Annotated in this window: 17 protein-coding genes; 5 read left to right on the top strand and 12 right to left on the bottom strand. The window is 60.1% G+C overall.

Going from position 1 to position 21639, the window contains the following annotated elements; all coding sequences use genetic code 11:
- The 3 genes from tcyL to ACOYXE_RS21315 form a co-directional block, all read right to left on the bottom strand.
- The gene (gene tcyL, locus ACOYXE_RS21325) at positions 1-717 is read right to left on the bottom strand and encodes a cystine ABC transporter permease (RefSeq protein WP_008083614.1); all 717 of its coding nucleotides are present in this window, start codon (positions 715-717) and stop codon (positions 1-3) included.
- Complete coding sequence (tcyJ, locus tag ACOYXE_RS21320; RefSeq protein WP_077570189.1) at positions 717-1517, bottom strand: cystine ABC transporter substrate-binding protein; 801 nt, start codon at positions 1515-1517, stop codon at positions 717-719. Before tcyJ ends, tcyL begins: the two co-directional genes overlap by 1 nt.
- Positions 1518-1799: 282 nt before the next feature.
- Complete coding sequence (locus ACOYXE_RS21315) at positions 1800-2792, bottom strand: D-cysteine desulfhydrase (protein WP_160054737.1); 993 nt, start codon at positions 2790-2792, stop codon at positions 1800-1802.
- A 190-nt stretch (positions 2793-2982) separates the two neighbouring features.
- Between ACOYXE_RS21315 and epsC the strand changes: the two genes are divergently transcribed.
- Both epsC and betT read left to right on the top strand, forming a co-directional pair.
- Entirely contained in the window at positions 2983-3909 is a 927-nt protein-coding gene (epsC, locus tag ACOYXE_RS21310) for a serine O-acetyltransferase EpsC (RefSeq protein WP_160054739.1), read from the top strand.
- A gap of 367 nt (positions 3910-4276) precedes the next feature.
- The gene (betT, locus tag ACOYXE_RS21305; protein ID WP_171057266.1) at positions 4277-6238 is read left to right on the top strand and encodes a choline transporter BetT; all 1962 of its coding nucleotides are present in this window, start codon (positions 4277-4279) and stop codon (positions 6236-6238) included.
- Positions 6239-6261: 23 nt separating this feature from the next.
- Here the strand turns inward: betT and ACOYXE_RS21300 are convergent, their stop codons facing one another.
- Both ACOYXE_RS21300 and ACOYXE_RS21295 read right to left on the bottom strand, forming a co-directional pair.
- Positions 6262-6522: a hypothetical protein gene (locus tag ACOYXE_RS21300; protein WP_160054741.1), complete on the bottom strand. Its 261-nt coding sequence runs from the start codon at positions 6520-6522 to the stop codon at positions 6262-6264.
- A gap of 189 nt (positions 6523-6711) precedes the next feature.
- On the bottom strand, positions 6712-7749 hold the full coding sequence (locus ACOYXE_RS21295; RefSeq protein WP_160054743.1) for a LacI family DNA-binding transcriptional regulator: 1038 nt from the start codon (positions 7747-7749) through the stop codon (positions 6712-6714).
- Positions 7750-7954: 205 nt separating this feature from the next.
- Between ACOYXE_RS21295 and ACOYXE_RS21290 the strand changes: the two genes are divergently transcribed.
- From ACOYXE_RS21290 to mgrA, 3 genes are all read left to right on the top strand, one after another.
- On the top strand, positions 7955-10180 hold the full coding sequence (locus ACOYXE_RS21290; protein WP_460926559.1) for a TonB-dependent receptor: 2226 nt from the start codon (positions 7955-7957) through the stop codon (positions 10178-10180).
- Position 10181: 1 nt separating this feature from the next.
- The gene (locus tag ACOYXE_RS21285) at positions 10182-11501 is read left to right on the top strand and encodes an LLM class flavin-dependent oxidoreductase (protein WP_460926558.1); all 1320 of its coding nucleotides are present in this window, start codon (positions 10182-10184) and stop codon (positions 11499-11501) included.
- 110 nt (positions 11502-11611) lie between these two features.
- Positions 11612-12649: an L-glyceraldehyde 3-phosphate reductase gene (mgrA, locus tag ACOYXE_RS21280; RefSeq protein WP_460926557.1), complete on the top strand. Its 1038-nt coding sequence runs from the start codon at positions 11612-11614 to the stop codon at positions 12647-12649.
- A 226-nt stretch (positions 12650-12875) separates the two neighbouring features.
- Here mgrA and tauD read toward each other — a convergent pair whose 3' ends face one another.
- From tauD to ACOYXE_RS21245, 7 genes are all read right to left on the bottom strand, one after another.
- Positions 12876-13718: a taurine dioxygenase gene (gene tauD / locus ACOYXE_RS21275; RefSeq protein ID WP_460926555.1), complete on the bottom strand. Its 843-nt coding sequence runs from the start codon at positions 13716-13718 to the stop codon at positions 12876-12878.
- A 142-nt stretch (positions 13719-13860) separates the two neighbouring features.
- Positions 13861-14700 carry a taurine ABC transporter permease TauC gene (gene tauC / locus ACOYXE_RS21270; protein ID WP_102899603.1) on the bottom strand — a complete coding sequence of 280 codons (840 nt, stop codon included), beginning with the start codon at positions 14698-14700 and terminating at the stop codon, positions 13861-13863.
- The gene (tauB, locus tag ACOYXE_RS21265) at positions 14697-15491 is read right to left on the bottom strand and encodes a taurine ABC transporter ATP-binding subunit (protein ID WP_007917917.1); all 795 of its coding nucleotides are present in this window, start codon (positions 15489-15491) and stop codon (positions 14697-14699) included. The genes tauC and tauB overlap by 4 nt, the downstream gene beginning before the upstream one ends.
- 16 nt (positions 15492-15507) lie before the next feature.
- Positions 15508-16485 (bottom strand): taurine ABC transporter substrate-binding protein, encoded by a 978-nt coding sequence (gene tauA / locus ACOYXE_RS21260; RefSeq protein ID WP_122594035.1) that lies wholly within the window; start codon positions 16483-16485, stop codon positions 15508-15510.
- 327 nt (positions 16486-16812) lie between these two features.
- Complete coding sequence (gene gshA / locus ACOYXE_RS21255; protein ID WP_405122513.1) at positions 16813-18396, bottom strand: glutamate--cysteine ligase; 1584 nt, start codon at positions 18394-18396, stop codon at positions 16813-16815.
- 269 nt (positions 18397-18665) lie between these two features.
- Positions 18666-19049, bottom strand: coding sequence for a PaaI family thioesterase (locus ACOYXE_RS21250; RefSeq protein WP_160054749.1), 384 nt, complete (start codon positions 19047-19049; stop codon positions 18666-18668).
- Positions 19049-21373: a Tex family protein gene (locus tag ACOYXE_RS21245; protein WP_460926554.1), complete on the bottom strand. Its 2325-nt coding sequence runs from the start codon at positions 21371-21373 to the stop codon at positions 19049-19051. Before ACOYXE_RS21245 ends, ACOYXE_RS21250 begins: the two co-directional genes overlap by 1 nt.
- Between the last annotated feature and the right edge of the window lie 266 nt (positions 21374-21639).

The raw sequence follows: 21639 nt of genomic DNA, 5'->3' as shown, positions 1-21639 counted from the left end.
TCAGGACTCCTGGTCGTGCCGATTGACCCGCTCTTCCAACTTGTTCTGGAAGTGCGAAAGCACCGTGGCCAGAATCCAGTAGATCAGCGCGGCGGCAAGATACATGGTGAAGACTTCGAAAGTCCGGGCGGTAATCAGTTGCGCCTGACGGAACAGCTCCGGCACCTGAATGGTGGCGGCCAGTGCCGTGTCCTTGACCAGCGAAATGAAGCTGTTGCCCAGCGGCGGCAACGCCGTGCGCATTGCTTGCGGCAGGATGGCCCGGCGCAGGGTTTGCGCGCGGGTCATGCCGATACTCGCAGCAGCTTCCCACTGACCACGCTCGATCGAACCGATCGCGGCGCGGAGGATTTCACAGGCGTAAGCGGCCATGTTCAGCGAGAAGCCGATCAGCGCCGCTGGCAGCGGATCCAGTTCGATTCCCAGTTGCGGGAAGCCGTAATAGATCACGAACAGTTGCACCAGCAACGGCGTCCCGCGAAAGAACGACACGTAGACGCGCGCCAGCCAGCTCACTGATTTGAAGCGCGACAAGCGCATCAACGCCAGGCCGAAGCCGAGCAGCAAGCCGAAGAACATCCCGCCGAGGCTGAGGACTACCGTGTAGTACGCGCCCTTGAGCAGAAAGGGCGCGGAGTCCAGCAACAGCGCCGATGTTTCGGCGAGTTGCTGGCTCAACTGCGGGAAGTGCGCTTCGAATTGAAATCCAACTTCCATTATTTAGTGACGTCTGCGTTGAAGTATTTCTCGGACAGCTTCTTCAGAGTGCCGTCTGCACGCAGTTCGTCGATGGCCTTGTTTACGGCAGCCAGTAGTTCCGGCTCACCTTTACGCAGGGCAACACCGGCTTCCTGACGGGAGAAAGCTTCGCCGGCGGCCACGGTTTTCGGGGCTTTCTTGGCGTATTCCAGTGCAGCCAGACGGTCGATCAGAATGGCGTCGGTGCGGCCGTTGTTCAGGTCAGCGAACTTGGTCGGATCATCGTCGTAGGTACGCACGTCGGCACCCGGCACGTTGGCGCGGACCCATTGTTCGTAGTTGGTGCCCAGGCCAACACCGACTTTTTTGCCGGACAGGTCATTGGCGGTCTTGATGTTCAGCGCCGCTTCTTTGCTCTTCAGCACCAGCGCCTGAATCCCGGAAACGGTGTACGGCTCGGAGAAGTCATACTTCTTCTTGCGCTCGTCGGAGATGGTGACCTGGTTGACTACAACGTCCAGACGCTTGGATTCCAGCGCAGCGAGAATGCCGTCCCACTTGGTCGGTTGAATCTTGGCTTTGACGCCGAGTTTTTGCGCCAGCGCTTCAGAGAGTTCAACTTCGAAACCGGACAGTTTGCCGTCGGCATCAACGAAGCTGAACGGTGGGTAAGTGCCTTCCAGGCCGACGTTGATAACGCCTTTGTCCTTGATCTGTTGCAGCTGCTCACCGGCCACTGCCTGGCCGATCAGACCGGCGCTCAGCGCCAGGCCCAGCGAACCCACCAGCAGATTGCGACGTAGTGCGGAAAAATTCATGACAAGCCCCTGTGTTTTCTTATGGAAGACGCTTAAGGAAAGTTGGCAAATTGGTGATTCGTGCGCCTGCGTTATCGTGCCCTAAAGCAGCTTATGCGTCTTGCGCGAAATTCGCCTGCGGCGAGACTATAAGATGTCTGCGTTAGACTTGAAAATACTTAATATTTGAAATGTTATTCTTTATTGGAATATGCATTATCTGTGGAAAAAGATCGCCTTCGGCAGCTCCTACATGTGATCACTTGTAGGAGCTGCCGAAGGCTGCGATCTTTTGATCTTCTGTTACAGGAAATCCTTGTAGGCGAACAACGCTGGCGCCCCACCGGTGTGCAGGAAGATGATCGGGCCTTCATCAAAACGCTGACGACCAATCCCATCAAGCAAACCCGCCATGGCCTTGCCGGTGTACACCGGATCGAGCAACACCGCTTCCTGACTCGCCAGCAACTTCACCGCCGCCAACGTCCCGGCATTCGGCTCGCCATAACGCGGGCCGAAATATTCATCCCACAACTCGACCTTGAAACTGGCCGGCAGCTCAATGTCGAGCAGCTCTGCCGTGCGTTCCGCCAGGCCTTGAACCTTCGGCCGTTGATCCTCCTCACTGCGCGAAACCGTCACGCCGATCACCGGCAATTGTGGCAACACTTCGCTCAACGCCAAGGCCAGACCGCTGTGCGTCCCGGCGCTGCCCGAGGCCAATACCACCGCAGCGAAATCGCGGCCGGTGTCCTTGATTTGCTCAGCCAGTTCCAGGCCGGCGCGTACGTAACCCAGAGCACCGAGCGCATTGGAGCCGCCAATCGGCACGAGATACGGTTTCTTGCCATTGCTGCGCAACCGAACGGCAAGGGCCGCGAGTTGTTCGTCGGCGTTGTCGAGGTTGTCGACCAGTTCGACCTTGGCATCGAACAGATCCAGCAGCAGGCGATTGCCGTTGCCGGTGTAGTTGCTATCGTCGGTGCCGAGCGGATTTTCCAGCAGCGCCACACAACCCAATCCCAGTTTGGCGGCCAGTGCGGCGGTCTGGCGAACGTGGTTCGATTGCAGCGCGCCGGCGGTGATCAGCGTGTCGGCGCCCTGCGCCAAGGCATCGGCGGCGAGGTATTCGAGCTTGCGCAATTTGTTGCCGCCCATGGCCAGCGGCGTCAGGTCATCGCGTTTGATGTACACCTCGCGGCCGAGCCAGGTGGACAGGCGTTCGAGTTTTTCCAGCGGCGTCGGGTGGCCGAGCAGGTCGAGACGGGTAAAGCGGTCCAGCTGTTGTTTGATCATGAGTCCGTACTGGCGGAGGAAGATGAAAGGACTATAGGCACGCGCTTTTACAGGGGCAACCGCCAATCGCTTATAGCCAAATCGAATGAGCCCAGCACTATCGGTTCTTAATTCGCTCTCCTGACCTTGCCGTAAAGTAGTCGCCGTTGACGCGGCCAGACAGTCCGGCCGCCCCTGAGGAGTCTTTACCGTGAGCGAGCGTTCCAGCCATTGGCAATTGCAGACCATCGTCACTCAACTGCGCAGCGCGCGGGATCAGTGGCGGGCACAGAACGGCCGGGCTTCCGGCGAGCAGGGTGGTCGCGAGCTACCGTCGCGGGCGGCGATGGCGGAGATTCTTGAAGCGTTGTGCGGCGCGTTGTTCCCGATGCGTCTGGGGCCGGTGGATCTGCGTGAAGAGAGTGAAGACTTCTACGTCGGCCACACCCTTGATGTTGCACTGAATGCCTTGCTGGCACAGACCCGTCTGGAACTGCGTTACGTCGCCCGTCATAGCGCGCAGGCCGACACCGAAGTCGAGGCCCGCGCGATCCAGATCGTGCAGGATTTCGCCCTCGCATTGCCGGGCCTGCGCACGCTGCTCGATACCGATGTGCTGGCGGCCTATCACGGTGATCCGGCGGCGCGCAGTGTTGATGAAGTGCTGCTGTGCTACCCGGGGATTCTGGCGGTGATTCACCATCGCCTGGCGCATCATTTGTATCGCGCCGGGTTGCCGTTGCTGGCGCGGATCAGTGCGGAAATCGCCCATTCGGCGACCGGTATCGATATCCATCCGGGTGCGCAGATCGGCCGCAGCTTCTTTATCGATCACGGCACGGGTGTGGTGATCGGCGAGACGGCGATCATTGGTGAGCGCGTGCGGATTTATCAGGCGGTGACGTTGGGCGCCAAACGTTTCCCGGCGGATGAGGACGGGCAGTTGCAGAAGGGCCATCCGCGTCATCCGATCGTTGAAGACGATGTGGTGATTTATGCCGGGGCGACGATTCTTGGGCGGATCACCATTGGCAAGGGTTCGACCATTGGCGGCAACGTGTGGCTGACGCGCAGCGTGCCGGCCGGATGCAATCTGACCCAGGCCAATTTGCAGCACGATGACGGCACGCAAAAGTAAGATCCCATGTAGGAGCTGCCGAAGGCTGCGATCTTTTGATCTACAAAAACCACAGCAAAAGATCGCAGCCTTCGGCAGCTACAGGTATGGGCATAAGGCCATGTTGCTGTTGAACGAATTCCTCCAAACCCGCGTCATACACCTCCTTGGGCTACTGTAGGAAAACTACCGTCGAGCCCTGCGATTAGTCCTTACCACCCTATCCATGTTTAACTTGAACGTTCATTCAAGTTAAACCGGTGGTTCGCTGCCCGCTCACAACAGGAGGCTTGCCTTTGCTGAGTCCGATCATTTCAGCCACGTTTCAACCCCGCGAGGTGCACGTTTCATGAGTGCATCGTCTACCCCCGCCAGCGGTCTGGTACGCATGAATCCGCCGGTGTTCTATTTCGCCGCGACGGTCATTCTGCTGTTTGGTCTCGTCGTCATTGCCATGCCTGAACAGGCCGGCGCCTGGCTGCTGGAAGCGCAAAACTGGGCGGCCAATACGGTCGGCTGGTACTACATGCTTGCGATGACCCTGTATCTGGTCTTCGTGGTGGTCACCGCCTTATCCGGCTACGGCAAGATAAAACTCGGTGCCGACCACGACGAGCCCGAATTCAGTTATCTGTCCTGGGCCGGCATGCTGTTCGCCGCCGGGATCAGCATCACGCTGTTCTTTTTCTGCGTCTCTGAACCGCTGACTCATATGCTCCAGCCGCCGCAAGGCGAGGCGGGCACCGCGGATGCGGCGCGTCAGGCAATGCAGATTCTGTTTCTGCACTGGGGCCTGCATGGCTGGGGCGTGTTCGCCTTTGTCGGTATGGCGCTGGCCTATTTCGCTTACCGCCACAACCTGCCGCTGGCCCTGCGCTCGGCGCTGTATCCGCTGATTGGCAAGCGCATCAACGGCCCGATCGGTTACGCGGTGGACGGCTTCGGCATCATTGCCACGGTGTTCGGTCTGGGTGCCGACATGGGCTTTGGGGTGCTGCACCTCAACTCCGGTCTCGACTACCTGTTCGGCATCGCTCACACCCAGTGGATTCAGGTCGGCCTGATCACGCTGATGATGGGCGCGGCAATCATTGTTGCGGTCTCCGGCGTCGATAAAGGCGTGCGGGTAATGTCCGACATCAACATGCTGCTGGCCTGTGCGCTGCTGCTGTTTGTGTTGTTCGCCGGGCCTACCCAGCACCTGCTCAACACCTTGATCCAGAACATCGGCGATTACCTCGGCGCCTTGCCGATGAAGAGTTTCGACCTCTACGCCTACGATAAACCGAGCGATTGGCTCGGCGGCTGGACGGTGTTCTATTGGGCCTGGTGGATCGCATGGTCGCCGTTCGTGGGCCTGTTCATCGCGCGGATTTCCCGTGGCCGCACCATCCGTGAATTCGTCTTCGGCGTGCTGTTGATTCCGCTCGGTTTTACTCTCGCGTGGATGTCGATCTTCGGCAACAGCGCCATCGATCAGGTCCTCAACCACGGCATGAGCGCGCTCGGCATGTCGGCCCTCGACAACCCGTCGATGAGCATTTACCTGCTGCTGGAAACTTATCCATGGAGCAAAACCGTCATCGCCGTGACGGTGTTTATCAGCTTCGTGTTCTTCGTCACCTCTGCCGACTCCGGTACCGTGGTGCTCTCGACCCTGTCGGCCAAGGGTGGTAGCCCGGACGAAGACGGGCCGAAATGGCTGCGGGTGTTCTGGGGGGCGATGACCGCGCTGATCACCAGTGCGCTGCTGTTCTCCGGCAGCATTGACGCGCTGAAATCGGCGGTAGTGCTGACCTCGTTGCCGTTCTCACTGATTCTGCTGCTGATGATGTGGGGCCTGCACAAGGCGTTCTATCTGGAGTCGCAGAAGCAGATCGCGCAGTTGCATTCGCTGGCACCGGTCTCCGGTTCGCGGCGCGGCACGGGCGGATGGCGACAGCGCTTGAGTCAGGCTGTGCATTTCCCGTCGCGGGACGAGGTGTACCGCTTCATGGACACCACGGTGCGCCCGGCGATTGAAGAAGTGACGGCGGTGTTCGTCGAGAAAGGCCTGAACGTGGTCACCCAGCCGGATCCGGCGAATGACAGCGTCAGCCTGGAAATCGGCCACGGTGATGCGCATCCGTTCATCTATCAGGTGCAGATGCGCGGCTACTTCACGCCGTCGTTCGCGCGTGGCGGGATGGGCTCGAAGCAACTCAACAATCGTCGCTACTACCGCGCCGAAGTGCACTTGAGCGAGGGCAGTCAGGACTACGATCTGGTCGGCTATACCAAAGAGCAGATCATCAACGACATCCTCGATCAGTACGAACGGCACATGCAGTTCCTGCATCTGGTGCGTTGATCGGCGGCTGGGCGCCGGGACGTTTACGACTCGGCGCTCAGCACCATGAACAACACCATCGCCGCCATCGGCACGCCGAATACCGCACTGCCAATCGCAATTTCCGAACCTAGCGGCTGGCCCGCATGCACCACTCCCACGGCGCCATTAATCACCGTCAATGCCAGCCACAGGGCGGCGAAGCCGTAGCCCATGGTCTGGCGGCTGAAGCCGATGCGCTCACCGATGTACAGCATCAGAGCGAGCAGGACCAGGCCGAAGAAAATGATGATGGCAGTGTGCATGGCGGGTTCTGTCTGGTGAAGGTGCATTGCCTGAATAATCGCTTTCGCGAGCAGGCTCGCTCCCACAATGGATCTCGGCTGGACATAAATTTTACGTACACAGGAAATCCCTGTGGGAGCGAGCCTGCTCGCGATAGGGCCACCTCGGTGTTCTTTAGAGCATAGCCAATCCAGCCCCCACCATATTCATCAGGTGCTTTCGCGTTCGATGACTTGGCACTGCAGCAGGTTCAGACGTTGCACCTCGTCGCTCGGCAACACGCCAAGACTTTCCAATACGCGCGTTGCAGCGAGCACGCCGATCTCCAGCGCCGGTGGTTTGATCGTACTCAGGCTGGGCAGCAGCATCTCGGCGAACGGGTAGTCGCCGAAGCCAAGAACGGCGCAGTCTTCGGGGATTTTCAAACCCGCGCGTTGCCCGGCAAGCAAGCCGCCGGCGGCGAGGTTGTCGTTGGCGAAGATGATCGCGTCGGGGCGTGGTGAAGCATTCATCAGGGCGTCCATCGCCTGTTTGCCGGCCTCGAATGGTGCGCGATCAGCGTCCGGGGCGTAGACCCAGGGTTCCAGGCTGGATTCTTTTAAAGTCGCTGCGTAACCGTCGCGGCGTTCCAATGCGCTGAAGTCGCCCGCAGCACTGTTCTGCACGAAGGCGATACGTTGATAGCCTTTTTTCAGCAGATATCTGGCGGCTGTCACGCCCACCTCGAAATGCGAAAAGCCAATCTGCATCGGCTCGCGATCCGGCTGGTAATCCCAGGTTTCAATCACCGGAATATCCGCCTCGGCGATCATCTTTTCCGTGCCGGCACTGTGAAAGTGACTGGTCAGCACCAGCGCCGCTGGCGACCAGCCGAGAAACGCCCGCACCGCATTTTCCTCCTGCTCGGTGCTGAAGTAACTCGACGCCAGCAACAGTTGATAACCGTGATGGCTGAGCGTGTCGCTGAAGCCTTGAATGGTATTGGCGAAGATCGGCCCGGAGATGTTCGGGATCACCATGCCGACGATTTTGCCCCGCGCCGAAGCCAGCCCGCCGGCCACCAGATTCGGTACATAGCCCAACTCAGCTACCACCGCCGCAATCCGCTCGCGGCGTTCGGGCGAAACCTGATCGGGCTGATTGAAATAGCGCGACACGGTAATCGCTGAAACCCCGGCCTCACGTGCCACCGCATTCAGGGTCACGCGTCCGGCGCCACGGCGTTTGCGGGGTTTTTCTTCGCTCAAGAGTCGATCCTTCTTAAAAACCAAATCGCATATAAAAGTAATTTTTCAGTATTGGACGCTCTATGTGTGGCTTGCCAATACTGTCGATGGTAGCGCTAACAAAGCGCGCTGTCTGCTACTCGCTCGAGCGAATGCCCAAGACACCGATTCAGGCGCTGTCGTCGCAGAACGGCAGCGGTTAAGGGCTAATTTCGAGCGGGCAAACATGCACAACATTCCTGGGGCAACACACAAACTGGCGCAGTCAATTCGCGCCGCTGGATGGTTATTCACGGGGTTGGCGGTGCTGCCATTGCCCAACGCATTCGCTGCCGAGAGTAGTGATCAGGAGCCGACGCTCAAATCGGTGACCGTCACTGCCACGCGCCGCGAAGAGTCACTGCAAAAAGTGCCGGTCGCGGTGTCGGTGATCGACGGCGAACAGCTTGAACGCGATAACCGCAACGGCGTAGCGAGCATCGTCCAGCAGGTACCGTCGCTGAACTTCCGCACCGGCGCGTCGAACAAGGACACCTCGCTGTTCGTGCGCGGCGTCGGCACGATTTCCACCTCGCCGGGCGTCGAGCCGACCGTGGCCACGGTGATCGATGGCGTGGTCTACGCGCGTCCCGGCCAATCCACTCTCGACTTGCTGGATCTGGAGCGCGTCGAAGTATTGCGCGGCCCGCAAGGCACGCTGTTCGGCAAGAATGCCTCGGCCGGCGTGCTCAACATCACCAGCAAAGCACCGACCGCCGAGACCCACGGTTACATCGACCAGTCGTACTACAGCGGCAACGAAAGCCGCACTCGTTTCGGCATTGGCGGCAGCCTGATTCCGGACACGTTGAAAGGCTCGATCAGCACGCTGTTCGGCACCTACGATGGTAACGTCGACAACCAACACAATGGCCAAGAGGTCAACGGTTACAACCATCGTGGCGTGCGCGGCAAACTCGAATTCACCCCGAATGACGACGTTACCTTCACCCTGATCGCCGACTACATGCAGTCCCATGACGACGGCCCCAACGGTGTGGTCAGCAAGTCGCTGACCCCGGCCTTCGCCAATGCGCTGAGCCCGGTCAATGCGACTAGCCACAATCGCGATATCAACACCGACACCCGCTCACACGTTGAAGACACCAACAAAGGCCTGTCCGGCCAGCTCGACTGGCAACTGGGCGATTACACCCTGACGTCGATCACCGCGTGGCGTGGTTGGGACAATACTCAGTATCAGGATGGCGACCGGCTCGGCACAGTGACCACAGCGTTTCCCGGCACGGCGGACAAGGGCGATCTGGCCTTCGATCAATACTCGCAAGAGCTGCGCCTGGCTTCGCCGAAGGGCGAGTTCCTCGAATACGTTGGCGGCCTGTTCTACATGCACGGCAAGGACGAAGAAACCTATCAGCGCACACTGACAACGACCACGCGCACTGACCGCGGCGTCGCTGATTACAGCACCACCAGCGACAGCTACGCAGCGTTCGGCGAGGCCACCCTGAACTTCACGTCCGACTTTCGCGGTATCGCCGGCTTGCGTTATACCCACGATGATCTCGAATACGATCACCGCCGCGTCTCGACTTCGGCGACCACCGTCAGCGGCATTCAACCGGCGACCAGCAGTTCCGGTTCGGTGGACGAAGACGGCTGGTCCGGCCGCCTCGGCGTGCAGTACGACTTGAGCGATACGGTCACCACTTATCTGACCTACTCGCGCGGCTACAAAGGCCCGGCCTACAACGTGTTCTTCAATATGCAGCCGCGCGACACCGAAGCGCTGAAACCGGAGACCTCCAACACTTGGGAAGCGGGGATCAAGGCGACGAGCTGGAACAATCGCCTGACCACCAACCTAGCGGTTTTCCACAGCGACTACGACAACTATCAGGCGAACTTCTTCGACACCGTCGCCGGCCAGGTTGTGACACGTTTGATCAACGCCGGCAGCGTCAGCACCGAAGGCGTCGAGCTCGACTACGCCTTGCAGGCCACCCAGCAATTGAAGCTGTCCGGCGCACTCGCCTACACCCGCGCACGGATCGACGAGTTCGCCTGCCCGGCGGGCGCGGCGGCGTCGTGCAACGTCAACGGCAAACCGCTGCCGTTCAGCCCGGACTGGAAAAGCTACGTGCGCGCCGACTACACGATCCCGCTGGATAACGGCCTGGATATCGAACTCGGCACCGACTACAGCTGGCAGAGAGAAGTGCAGTACGACATCAGCCAGAACGCCGACACCAAGCAGGGTGCCTACGGCCTGTGGAACGCCAGCGTCGCGCTGGCCGATTACAGCAATGGCTGGCGCGTGGCGCTGCTGGGCAAGAACCTCACCGATAAGTCCTATTCGCCATTGCTCGCCAGCGGCGGCAACTACATTTATCGCGCCGTGCCACGGGATGACGAGCGCTACTTCGGCGTGCAACTGCGCAAGGATTTCTGAGATGAGCAGACAGTTGAAACTCGGCGCATTCCTCATGGCCACCGGGCACCATGTGGCGGCGTGGCGTCATCCGGAGGTGCCGGCCAACGCGGGTCTGGATTTCGCCCATTACAAACGGCTGGCGCAGATTGCCGAGGCGGCGAAGTTCGATACGTTGTTTGTCGCTGACAGCGTCGCCGCGCCGACCCAACAAATCGCCAGTCGCATGGCGCGTTCCGATCACTTTGAGCCGTTGACATTGCTCTCGGCGCTGAGTGCAGTGACCGAGCACATCGGCCTGATCGCAACGGCGACTACCAGTTACAACGAGCCGTATCACGTGGCGCGCAAATTCGCTTCGCTCGATCACCTGTCGGGTGGCCGCGCGGGGTGGAATCTGGTGACCTCGGACAATGCTTCCGAGGCGCTGAATTTCGGTCGTGATGAACACATTGGTCATGCCGAACGCTATAGCCGCGCTCGCGAATTTCATCAGGTAGTCACCGGGCTTTGGGATAGTTGGGAGGACGATGCCTTCATTCGCGACAAGGCCAGCGGAGCGTATTACGATCCTGCGAAGCTGCATGTGCTGGATCACGTCGGCGAACACTTCCGGGTCAAAGGCCCGCTGAACGTTGCGCGCTCGCCGCAGGGGCAACCGGTAATTGTCCAGGCCGGCTCTTCGGAAACAGGGCGCGAATTGGCGGCGCAGACGGCTGAAGTAGTGTTCACCGCGCAGACTTCGTTGGCCGGTGCTCAGGCGTTCTACGCCGACCTCAAAGGACGTTTGCCCAAGTACGGGCGCAGTGCCGACTCCGTGAAAATCATGCCCGGGGTTTTTGTCGTGGTCGGCCGCACCGAAGCCGAAGCGCTGGAAAAGTGTGAAACGTTTCAGCAATTAGTCGAACCTGAGGTTGGCGTCGCCTTGCTTGGGCGTATGCTGGGCAACTTCGATTTGTCGAAGTACCCGCTGGACGGGCCGTTACCGGAGTTGCCGCTAACCGAAAGCGGTCAGCAGAGCCGGCAGAAACTGCTGACTGAATTGGCAGGCCGGGAAAACCTGAGCCTTGCGCAATTGGGTCGCAAGATTGCGGGTGGACGTGGGCATTACAGCCTGGTCGGTACGCCGGAGCAGATCGCTGATCGCTTGCAGGAATGGTTCGAACAGGGCGCGGCGGACGGGTTCAACGTGCTGGTACCGCACCTGCCGGGTGGGCTCGAAGACTTCGCCACTGGCGTGGTCCCGGAACTGCAACGGCGTGGGTTGTTCAGAACGGAGTATGAGGGCCGGACGTTGCGCGAGAACCTTGGCCTGGCCCGACCCGGCAATCGATTTGTGTAACACCCTTCGCGAGTAAGCTCGCTCCCACAGGGAAATGCATTCCAAAGGTGGGAGCGAGCTTGCTCGCGAAGCAGTCGACACCCATTTCAAGACAGACAAGAGAGGATTCGATGACTTACACCGCTGCCGAAAACCGCTACGACTCCATTCCTTACCGCCGCGTCGGGCGCAGCGGTCTGGTGCTGCCGGCGCTGTCGCTGGGCTTGTGGCACAACTTTGGCGACAGCACACCGATCGACACCCAGCGCGCCTTGCTGCGCACCGCGTTCGATCTGGGCATCAACCACTTCGACCTGGCCAACAACTATGGCCCGCCGTACGGCAGCGCCGAGATCAATTTCGGCCGCCTGCTGCGTGAAGACTTCAAGCAGTATCGCGATGAACTGATCATCTCCAGCAAGGCCGGTTGGGACATGTGGCCAGGCCCTTACGGTCAGGGCGGCGGCTCGCGCAAATACGTGCTGGCCAGCCTCGACCAGAGCCTGCAACGCCTGGGTCTGGACTATGTGGATATCTTCTATTCGCACCGCTTCGACCCGGATACCCCGCTGGAAGAGACCGCCAGCGCCCTCGCCACTGCGGTGCAGCAGGGTAAGGCGTTGTACATCGGGATCTCGTCGTATTCCGGGGTGAAAACCCGCGAGATCGCTGCGCTGTTGAAAGAGTGGAAAGTGCCGCTGCTGATTCATCAACCGGCGTACAACCTGCTTAATCGTTGGGTGGAAAAAGATCTGCTGGATACCACCGATGAACTCGGTACTGGCGTGATTGCTTTCACTCCACTGGCGCAAGGCCTGCTCACCGACAAATACCTCAACGGCGTGCCGGCGGATGCGCGGGTCAATCGTCCGGGCGGCGGTTCGTTGCAGGCTTCGCATCTGTCCGAGGCCAACATCGCTCATGTGCGGGCGTTGAATGAAATTGCCAAGCGTCGTGGTCAGAGTCTGGCGCAACTGGCACTGGCGTGGACGTTGCGGGATTCACGGGTGACCTCGGCGCTGATTGGTGCGAGCCGGCCGGAGCAGATTATCGAGAACGTCGGGGCGTTGAAGAATTTGAGCTTCAGTGCTGAGGAGCTGGCGGAGATTGACCGGTTTGCCCAAGAGGGCGGGATCAATCTTTGGGAGAAGCCTTCGACGGCGGAGTGATGACGATTGGGTTGGATCAGCAAGATCCAACCCCCTCACCCCAGCCCTCCCGAAACGTCGGACCGCCCCCAGGGGGGCGAGGGAGAAAGGGAGCCGATCTTCATGCCTTTCAAAGCTTGAGTTCAACCCGATATTTCAGGTCGATGTAGCTTGTACAAACACCTCGGTCAGTCCCCTCTCCCTCCGGGAGAGGGTTAGGGTGAGGGGCTTTTGCCTTTAAAAGGACTCAGCGAAAAAACGGCACATCCCCCAACACCGTCGCCCGCTGCATCACCCGCCGCGCCGGGCGGTAGTCATCCACCGCGTAATGCTGCGTCACGCGGTTGTCCCAGAACGCAATATCGTCCTGCTGCCAGCGCCAGCGAATGGTGAACTCCGGTCGCGTCGCGTGGGCGAACAGAAACTTCAGAATCGCCTCACTCTCGGTTTCCGGCAGCTCATTGATCTTCGAGGTGAAGCCTTCATTGACGAACAACGAGCGCCGCCCGCTGACCGGATGCGTACGAATCACCGGGTGCGACAGCGGTGGATTCTTGCGTCGTGCTTCTTCCCACTGCGCCAGTGCTTCTGGCGTGTTGCCGTAGCGTTCCAGCGGAAACGAGCGAGTGAAATCGTGAGTCGCGGTCAGGCCTTCAAGCAAACCTTTCAGCGGCGCCGATAGCGCTTCATACGCGGCAATGCCGCTGGCCCACAACGTGTCGCCACCGAACTCCGGCAGCAACTTGGCGCTGAGCACCGCGCCCATCGCCGGCGTCGGCAGGAAGGTCACGTCGGTGTGCCAGATCGCGTTGTCGCGCACGTCGGTGACGGCGGTGTCGAGGATCAGCACTTCCGGTTGTTCCGGTACGTTCGGGTAGATCGGATGAATGTGCAGGTCACCAAAGTACGCAGCGAAACGAGCCTGTTGCGGCGGCTCGATTGGCTGATTGCGGAAGAATAAAACCTGATATTTGAGCAGTGCCTGCTCGATCGCGTCGCGGTGTTCCAGGCTCAGCGGCTGGCTGATGTCGACGCCGCTGATCTGCGCGCCGAGGGCCGAGCTTAATGGGGTGATGTTCAGGCTGCTCATGGTCTTTCTCTTCGAATTCGGGGTTCAAGCTTTTGTAGGTGTGAGCCTGCTCGCGAATGCGGAGTGTCAGGCTAAAGTGCAGTGACTGATCCGACGCTTTCGCGAGCAGGCTCACTCCTACAGGGGATTCACATGAACGTAGTCAGTGGGCCTGGCCGTGCCACGGCACCAGTTTGCGCTGCAGGGCACGCAGGCCCATTTCCATGGCGAAGGCGATCAGGGCGATGACCAGAATCCCCAGCACCACCACGTCGGTGACGAGGAACTGCGCGGCCGACTGCACCATGAAGCCCAAACCGCTGGTGGCAGCAATCAGTTCGGCCGCGACCAGCGTCGACCAGCCAACGCCCAGACCAATGCGCACACCGGTGAGAATGTCCGGCAGAGCGCTCGGCAAAATCACATGGCGAATCAATTGCACGCGAGTCGCGCCCAACGACTGCGCCGCACGCAATTTCGCTGGATCAACCGTGCGCACACCGGTGGCGGTAGCAATCGCAATCGGCGCGAAAATCGCCAGGTAGATCAGCAGCACTTTCGACAATTCGCCGATGCCGCACCAGATCACGATCAGTGGCAAATAGGCCAGCGGTGGGATAGGGCGGTAGAACTCGATCAGCGGATCGAGCACGCCACGGGCAATGCGGTTGGCACCGATGGCGATGCCCACCGGCACGGCGGTTAGAATCGCGAAACCCAGACCCAGACCGATACGACTCAGGCTGGCGCCAAGGTGCTGCCACAAGGTCGAATCCATGTAACCGGTGGTCGCCAGCAACCAGCCCTTCTGCAAAACAGCGGACGGTGGCGGCAGAAACAGTGGTTCGATCAAGCCAGTGGCGGTCACTGCCCACCAGATCGCCAACAAGGCAAACAGCGTCAGCAGGCTGATCCAGCGCGTACTGAGGCTACGGCGTACGGGTATCGCCGCCGATGCGCTGACGGGTTTTACCGCCGCCGAGGAAACGTCGTAACTGCTCATGCGCGCTCCTGCCGTTGCCCGGCGCTGCGTTGCGAGAACACTTTGCTCAGCACGTGTTCGCGGGTTTCGATAAAGCGCGGATCGGATTTGATCGCACGTGCTGACTCGCCAGCGGCGTAACGCTGACCGAAATCCAGGTGCAGACGCTCAACGATCTGCCCCGGATTCGGCGCGAGCAGAATCAGGTCAGTGGCGAGGAACACCGCTTCTTCAATGTCGTGGGTAATCAGGAAAACCGGTTTGGCCGTGCGCTGCCAGACTTGCAGCAACAGCTCCTGCATCTGTTCGCGGGTGAACGCGTCGAGGGCGCCGAAAGGCTCGTCCATCAGCAATACACGCGGGTCAGCGGCGAGGGCGCGTGCGAGGCCGACGCGCTGTTTCTGGCCACCGGAGAGTTGCCAGATACGGCGGCTTTCGAAACCGGAAAGATCAACCAGTGCGAGCATTTCGCGGGCGATCTTTTCGCGTTTGTCTTTGGCGACACCGGCCAGTTCCAGACCGAATGCGACGTTGGCCAACACGTCCTGCCAAGGCAGCAACGCGTCGTCCTGGAACACCACGCCACGTTCGGCGCTCGGGCCTTTGACCGGCACGCCGTCGAGGGTGATGCGCCCGGCGCTTGGTTCGACGAAACCGGCAATCAGGTTCAACAGCGAAGTTTTGCCACTGCCGGACGGGCCGAGGGCGACCAGCAATTGCTGAGGCCCCAGGGTCAGAGAAATATCCGCCAGCACCGGTGTCGGGCTGCCCGGGTACTGTGCGCTGATGCGCTCCAGCTGTAGCAAGGCCATCGCAGTTAACTCCCGATCAGTTGGTGATGAATTTGGCGCTGACGTACGGCGCGTAGTCCGGCAGAACGGCTTCGACCTTGCCTTGCTCCTTGAGGAACGCGGCGGTGTCGGTGATGGCTTTGGTTGTCGGCGCGCCGAGGGTGACGACCTGATCAGCGGCCAGCGGGTAGACGTTGCCTTGCAGCAGCAATGGGATGTCGCTGGCCTTGGCGCCAGAGAGTTTCACCAGTTTGTCGACGTTGGATTGGTCGGCGAGCCAGGCTTTCGGGTCTTTGCGGTAATCGGCGTAGGCGTCGAGGGTGACCTTGGCGAACGCGGTGACGATTTCCGGGTGCTTCTCGGCGAAGTCTTTGCGCACGATCCACGCATCGAAGGTCGGTGCACCGAACTTGGCCAGTTCGCCGGAGGTGATCAGCACTTTGCCGTTTTCCTTGGCCACGCCGAGTGCCGGATCCCACACGTAAGTGGCGTCGATGTCACCGCGTTTCCATGCGGCAATGATCGCTGGTGGGGCGAGGTTGAGCACGGTGACTTTCGATGGATCGATGTTCCAGTGCTTCAGCGCCGCCAGCAGGCTGTAGTGACCGGTCGATACGAACGGCACGGCGATTTTCTTGCCGATCAGATCTTGCGGGGTCTTGATGCCGGAACCGTCTCGAGCGACCAATGCTTCGGCGGCGCCGATCTGGGTCGCGATAAGGAATGTTTCGACCGGGACTTTGCGAGTGATCGCCGCGGTCAGCGGGCTCGAACCGAGGTAGCCAATCTGCACATCACCGGAGGCGATGGCGGCAATGATGTCGGCGCCGTTATCGAACTTGCGCCAGGCGATATCGGCTTTGGTGGCTTTTTCGTAAGCGCCGTCAGCCTGGGCGACTTTCGCCGGGTCAACGGTGGTTTGGTAGGCGACGGTGAGGTCGGCGGCCTGAGCCAGAAAACTCGCGGCAGCCAGGGAGGCCACGGCGAGCAGGCGAAGCGGGAAATTCAGTTTCATTGAAGAGCTCCATATCAGGCGACCGAGCGTCGGCGTGAAAGGAGACTAAATGATCTAAGAATCAGTAAATAAATAACTTTTTAGAATGAGCTTATGAGCGGAAAAATCTAAGAGCGGGGGAATTGTGGGGTATTTCGGATTTTTCGTTCGGCGTTAGATTTTTCCCCCTCACCCCAGCCCTCTCCCCAAAGGGGCGAGGGGGAAAGGGGGCCGATCTGTGTGCTTTTCAAGGCCTGAGTTCGGCTGGATATTTCAGGTCGGCGTAAATCTCAAGAGCACCTAAATCAGTCCCCTCTCCCTCTGGGAGAGGGTTAGGGTGAGGGGCTTTTAGTTACTAATCGCCAAAATACTCGCCTGATACGACCCAACAAACACATCGAAATCCCCCACCTCGTTCTGCTCCAGCTCAGCCTGCGCTGCCAGCGACGTACGCGCCAGTTCCTCAAACTTCGCCTGTTCATCCGCCGCCAACGGCTCGCTACGGAAAAACTCGGCATGTGCCTGGCTCTGACGCAGGGAGAACTGCGCAAAGCTTTCCTTGTGCTCGGCCATCGCCGCCAACACCTGCGCGGATGGCGTCAGGGACGGATCGCTGACCTTGGCCAGTTGCGTATCCAGCGCCTTGCTGTGCGCATCGCCGCCATGGCTCTGATCCAGCAACGCCGCCAATGGAGCAATTTGTTCCAGCAGTTCGGCTGCCCAAGCCTTCATCTCGACCGACTCACCGTCACGCTGCAATTGCAGGCCCGGACGGCGACCTTCCTTGACCACGCTGAGGAAGTTCGACGTCGCGTTGCCACACGAAGTGTTGGTCAGCAACGGGCTGTCGTTCAGCGCGCAATACAGCAGGAACGCGTCGAGGAAGCGCGATTCAGTGAGATCGATGCCCATCGGCAGGAACGGGTTGATGTCCAGGCAACGCACTTCAACGTACTGAATGCCACGGGCCACCAACGCCTGAATCGGCCGCTCGCCGGTGTAGGTCACGCGTTTCGGGCGGATGTTGGAGTAGTACTCGTTTTCGATCTGCAGGATGTTGGTGTTGAGCTGCACCCACTCGCCATCCTGGTGCGTGCCGACTTCAACGTACGGCGCGTACGGCGTGGCCACGGCTTTGCGCAGGCTGTCGGTGTAGCTCGCCAGATCGTTGTAGCAAGGCGTCAGACCGGCTTGGGCGTTGCTCTGATAACCGAGGTCGCTCATGCGCAGGCTGGTGGCGTACGGCAGATACAGGGTGTCCGGATCGAGTTGTTCCAGCTGATGCGAACGCCCGCGCAGGAAACCGGCGTCGAGCGCTGGCGAGGCACCGAACAGGTACATCAGCAGCCAGCTGTAGCGACGGAAATTACGGATCAGTGCGATGTAGGAGAACGATTGATAATCGCGGTCAGTGCCGACAAATCCTTCGGTTTCGCGCAGCAGCGGCCAGAGCTTTTCCGGCAGGGAGAAGTTGTAGTGAATCCCGGCGATGCACTGCATGGTCTTGCCATACCGCAGGGCGAGGCCCTTGCGATAGACGTACTTGAGCTGACCGATATTGGAGGTGCCGTAATAGGCAATCGGGATATCTTCCTCGGCCGGCAACGGGCACGGCATCGATGGACTCCACAGGTACTCGTTGCCGAGCTTGCTGTAGGCAAAACGGTGAATCTTGTCCAGGCTCGCCAGGGTATCAGCCGGATCCGGCAGGGCGGGCGTGATGAATTCCAGCAGCGACTCGGAGTAGTCGGTGGTGATTTGTTCGTTGGTCAGCGCGGAACCCAAGGCTTCGGGGTGCGGCGTTTGCGCCAGGCGACCTTCGCTGGTCACGCGCAGGCATTCACGTTCGATACCGTGCAGGCACTGCTCGAGCAGAGAGAGGTTAGCGCGCTCGCCGAGCAGAGCCAGGCGGCGGTTGAGAAGTTCGCTCAATTTGGATTCCTTCACGCGTCAGTCGCCCCAATATGGGGGTGGGCAGGACGGTCTACAAGGGTGAAGTTGAAACTGGCGTTTTCGCCTGGTTTTGTAGCGGCAGGCCATTTGCCGGTCAGTCAGGAACTGCACAATCCCTGTGGGAGCGAGCCTGCTCGCGAAGGCGGTGTGTCAGCCAACATCTGCATTGCTGATACACCCTCTTCGCGAGCAGGCTCGCTCCCACAGGATTCGTTGCGCCGAAATTAACTCAAATTGATGACCACAAGCTACAGGACAGCGAACGTGCCTTGCGCTTTTGCGACCAGTTTGTCGCCCTGCATCACGTCGGCTTCGACCACCAGCGTGCGCCGGCCCGGGTGGATAACCCGCGCCGTGCACATCACCTCGCCATCGGAAACGGCGCGGATATAGTTGATCTTGCACTCGATGGTTGCGCTCTGCTGATCGAAACCGTGGGTGCTGGAACAGGCCAGCCCCATGGCAATGTCGACCAGACTGAACAGCGCACCACCGTGCAATTTGCCGCCGCGATTGCGCAGTTCCGGTTCCAGCACCAGGGCGACTTGCGCCGCCCCGGTTTCCAGGCTGTGCAGGCGGCAGCCCAACAGCTTGAAAAACGCGCTCTCGACGAGCCCGGCTGGAATTTCCATCAGCGTTTCTTCAATTGCTTGGCGTTGGCGAACAGCGAGGCCATCGCGTTGTTCACTGGTGCGGCGGTTGCGGTTTCCTTGCGTGGCGCGTTGTTCGAAGGCTGGCGCTGCGCCGAACCCGGACGCGAGCCACGGGCGCCGTCGATCTTCTCGCCCGGGGTATCGCCCATGCGCATCGACAGGCCAACGCGTTTGCGCGGGATGTCGACTTCCATGACCTTCACTTTCACCACGTCACCGGCCTTCACCGCTTCGCGTGGATCCTTGATGAACTTCTCCGACAACGCCGAGATGTGCACCAGACCGTCCTGATGCACGCCGATGTCGACGAATGCGCCGAACGCGGTCACGTTGGTGACGACGCCTTCGAGGATCATCCCCAGTTGCAGGTCTTTCAGATCTTCGACGCCTTCCTGGAACTCAGCGGTCTTGAACTCGGGACGCGGGTCGCGGCCCGGTTTTTCCAGTTCCTGGATGATGTCGGTTACGGTCGGCAGACCGAAGGTTTCGTCGGTGAATTTATTCGGATCCAGACGCTTGAGGAAGCTTGCATCGCCGATCAGCGAGCGGATATCACGGTCGGTTTCAGCGGCAATGCGCTGCACCAGCGGATAGGCTTCCGGGTGCACCGCCGAGGAATCCAGCGGGTTGTCGCCGTTCATCACGCGCAAGAAACCGGCCGCCTGTTCGAAGGTTTTTTCGCCCAGACGCGCGACTTTCTTCAGCGCTGCGCGGGTTTTGAACGCACCGTGTTCGTCGCGGTGCGTGACGATGTTTTGCGCCAGCGTTGCGTTGAGGCCAGAGATTCGGGCCAGCAGTGCCACCGAAGCGGTGTTTACATCAACGCCGACGGCGTTCACGCAGTCCTCGACCACAGCGTCCAGACCACGCGCCAGTTTCAGCTGCGAGACGTCATGCTGGTACTGGCCGACACCGATGGATTTCGGATCGATTTTCACCAACTCGGCGAGTGGATCCTGCAAGCGGCGGGCGATAGATACCGCGCCCCGGATCGATACGTCGAGGTCCGGGAATTCCTTGGCCGCCAGTTCCGACGCCGAGTACACCGATGCACCGGCCTCGGAGACCATGACTTTGGTCATTTTCATCGCTGGGTATTTTTTGATCAGCTCGATCGCCAGTTTATCGGTCTCGCGGCTGGCGGTGCCGTTGCCGATGGCGATCAGGTCAACCGAGTGCTTGGCGCACAGGGCAGCCAGAATGGCGATGGTCTGATCCCACTTGTTGTGCGGCACGTGCGGGTAAACCGTGGCGTGATCGAGCAACTTGCCGGTGGAGTCGACCACGGCAACCTTGCAACCAGTGCGCAGGCCCGGGTCGAGGCCCAGGGTTGCACGCGGGCCGGCCGGTGCGGCCAGCAGCAAGTCGTGCAGGTTGTGGGCGAACACGTTGATCGCTTCGGTTTCGGCGCCGTCACGCAGTTCGCCGAGCAGGTCGGTTTCCAGGTGCGTGTAGAGCTTGACCTTCCACGTCCAGCGCACCACTTCGCCGAGCCATTTGTCGGCCGGGCGGTTCTGGTTCTGGATGTTGAATTGCTGGCCGATCATGCCTTCGCACGGGTGCATGGTGCCCGGCAGCTCGTCGCCGACTTTCAAAGCAGAGCTGAGGATGCCTTCGTTGCGGCCACGGAAAATCGCCAGTGCCCGGTGCGATGGCATGCTTTTCAGCGGTTCGTCGTGTTCGAAGTAGTCGCGGAACTTGGCGCCTTCCTCTTCTTTGCCGGCGATAACGCGGGCACTGAGGGTCGCTTCCTGCTTGAGGTAGTTGCGCAATTTTTCCAGCAGGCTGGCGTCTTCGGCGAAGCGCTCCATGAGGATGTACTTGGCGCCTTCCAGTGCGGCCTTCACATCGGCCACGCCTTTTTCGGCATCGACGAAGCGTGCGGCTTCGGTTTCCGGGGTCAGGTTCGGATCGTTGAACAGGCCGTCGGCCAGGTCGCCGAGGCCGGCTTCCAGGGCAATCTGGCCCTTGGTGCGGCGCTTCTGCTTGTACGGCAGGTACAAGTCTTCGAGGCGGGTCTTGGTGTCGGCGAGTTTGATGTCGCGTTCGAGGGCTGGGGTGAGTTTGCCTTGCTCTTCGATGCTGGCGAGGATGCTGATGCGCCGTTCGTCGAGTTCTCGCAGGTAGCGCAGACGCTCTTCCAGATGACGCAACTGGGTGTCATCGAGGCTGCCGGTGACTTCTTTCCGGTAACGGGCGATGAAGGGAACGGTAGAGCCTTCATCGAGTAGCGCGACGGCCGCTTCGACCTGTTGTGGGCGTACGCCGAGTTCCTCGGCAATGCGGCTGTTGATGCTGTCCATAAAACCACCTGACATAGTGTGAAATCAGGCTCGCAGGCACGGAAATAAAGGCCCGGAGTCTGGTTGAGCGGCTAGAAAATTGCCGCTGCCTGGGTCAAAAGGCAGCCCATTGACCCGTGAAATCGAACAATTACTGCGCTCGGCAGGAAAAAAAGCCTGCCACCTGCGGTAACGATTCAGACGTTGCCTGGCACAAAACGCCGCGCATTATAACCAGCGTTCTGTCATTCGGGGGCGTTGCAGTCTGTAGGCATAAACCCCGGTTT

It is taken from the genome of Pseudomonas sp. MC6, assembly GCF_054790575.1.
The sequence above is the reverse complement of the archived record's forward strand: the minus strand, read 5'-3'. Positions and strand labels throughout refer to the sequence as shown.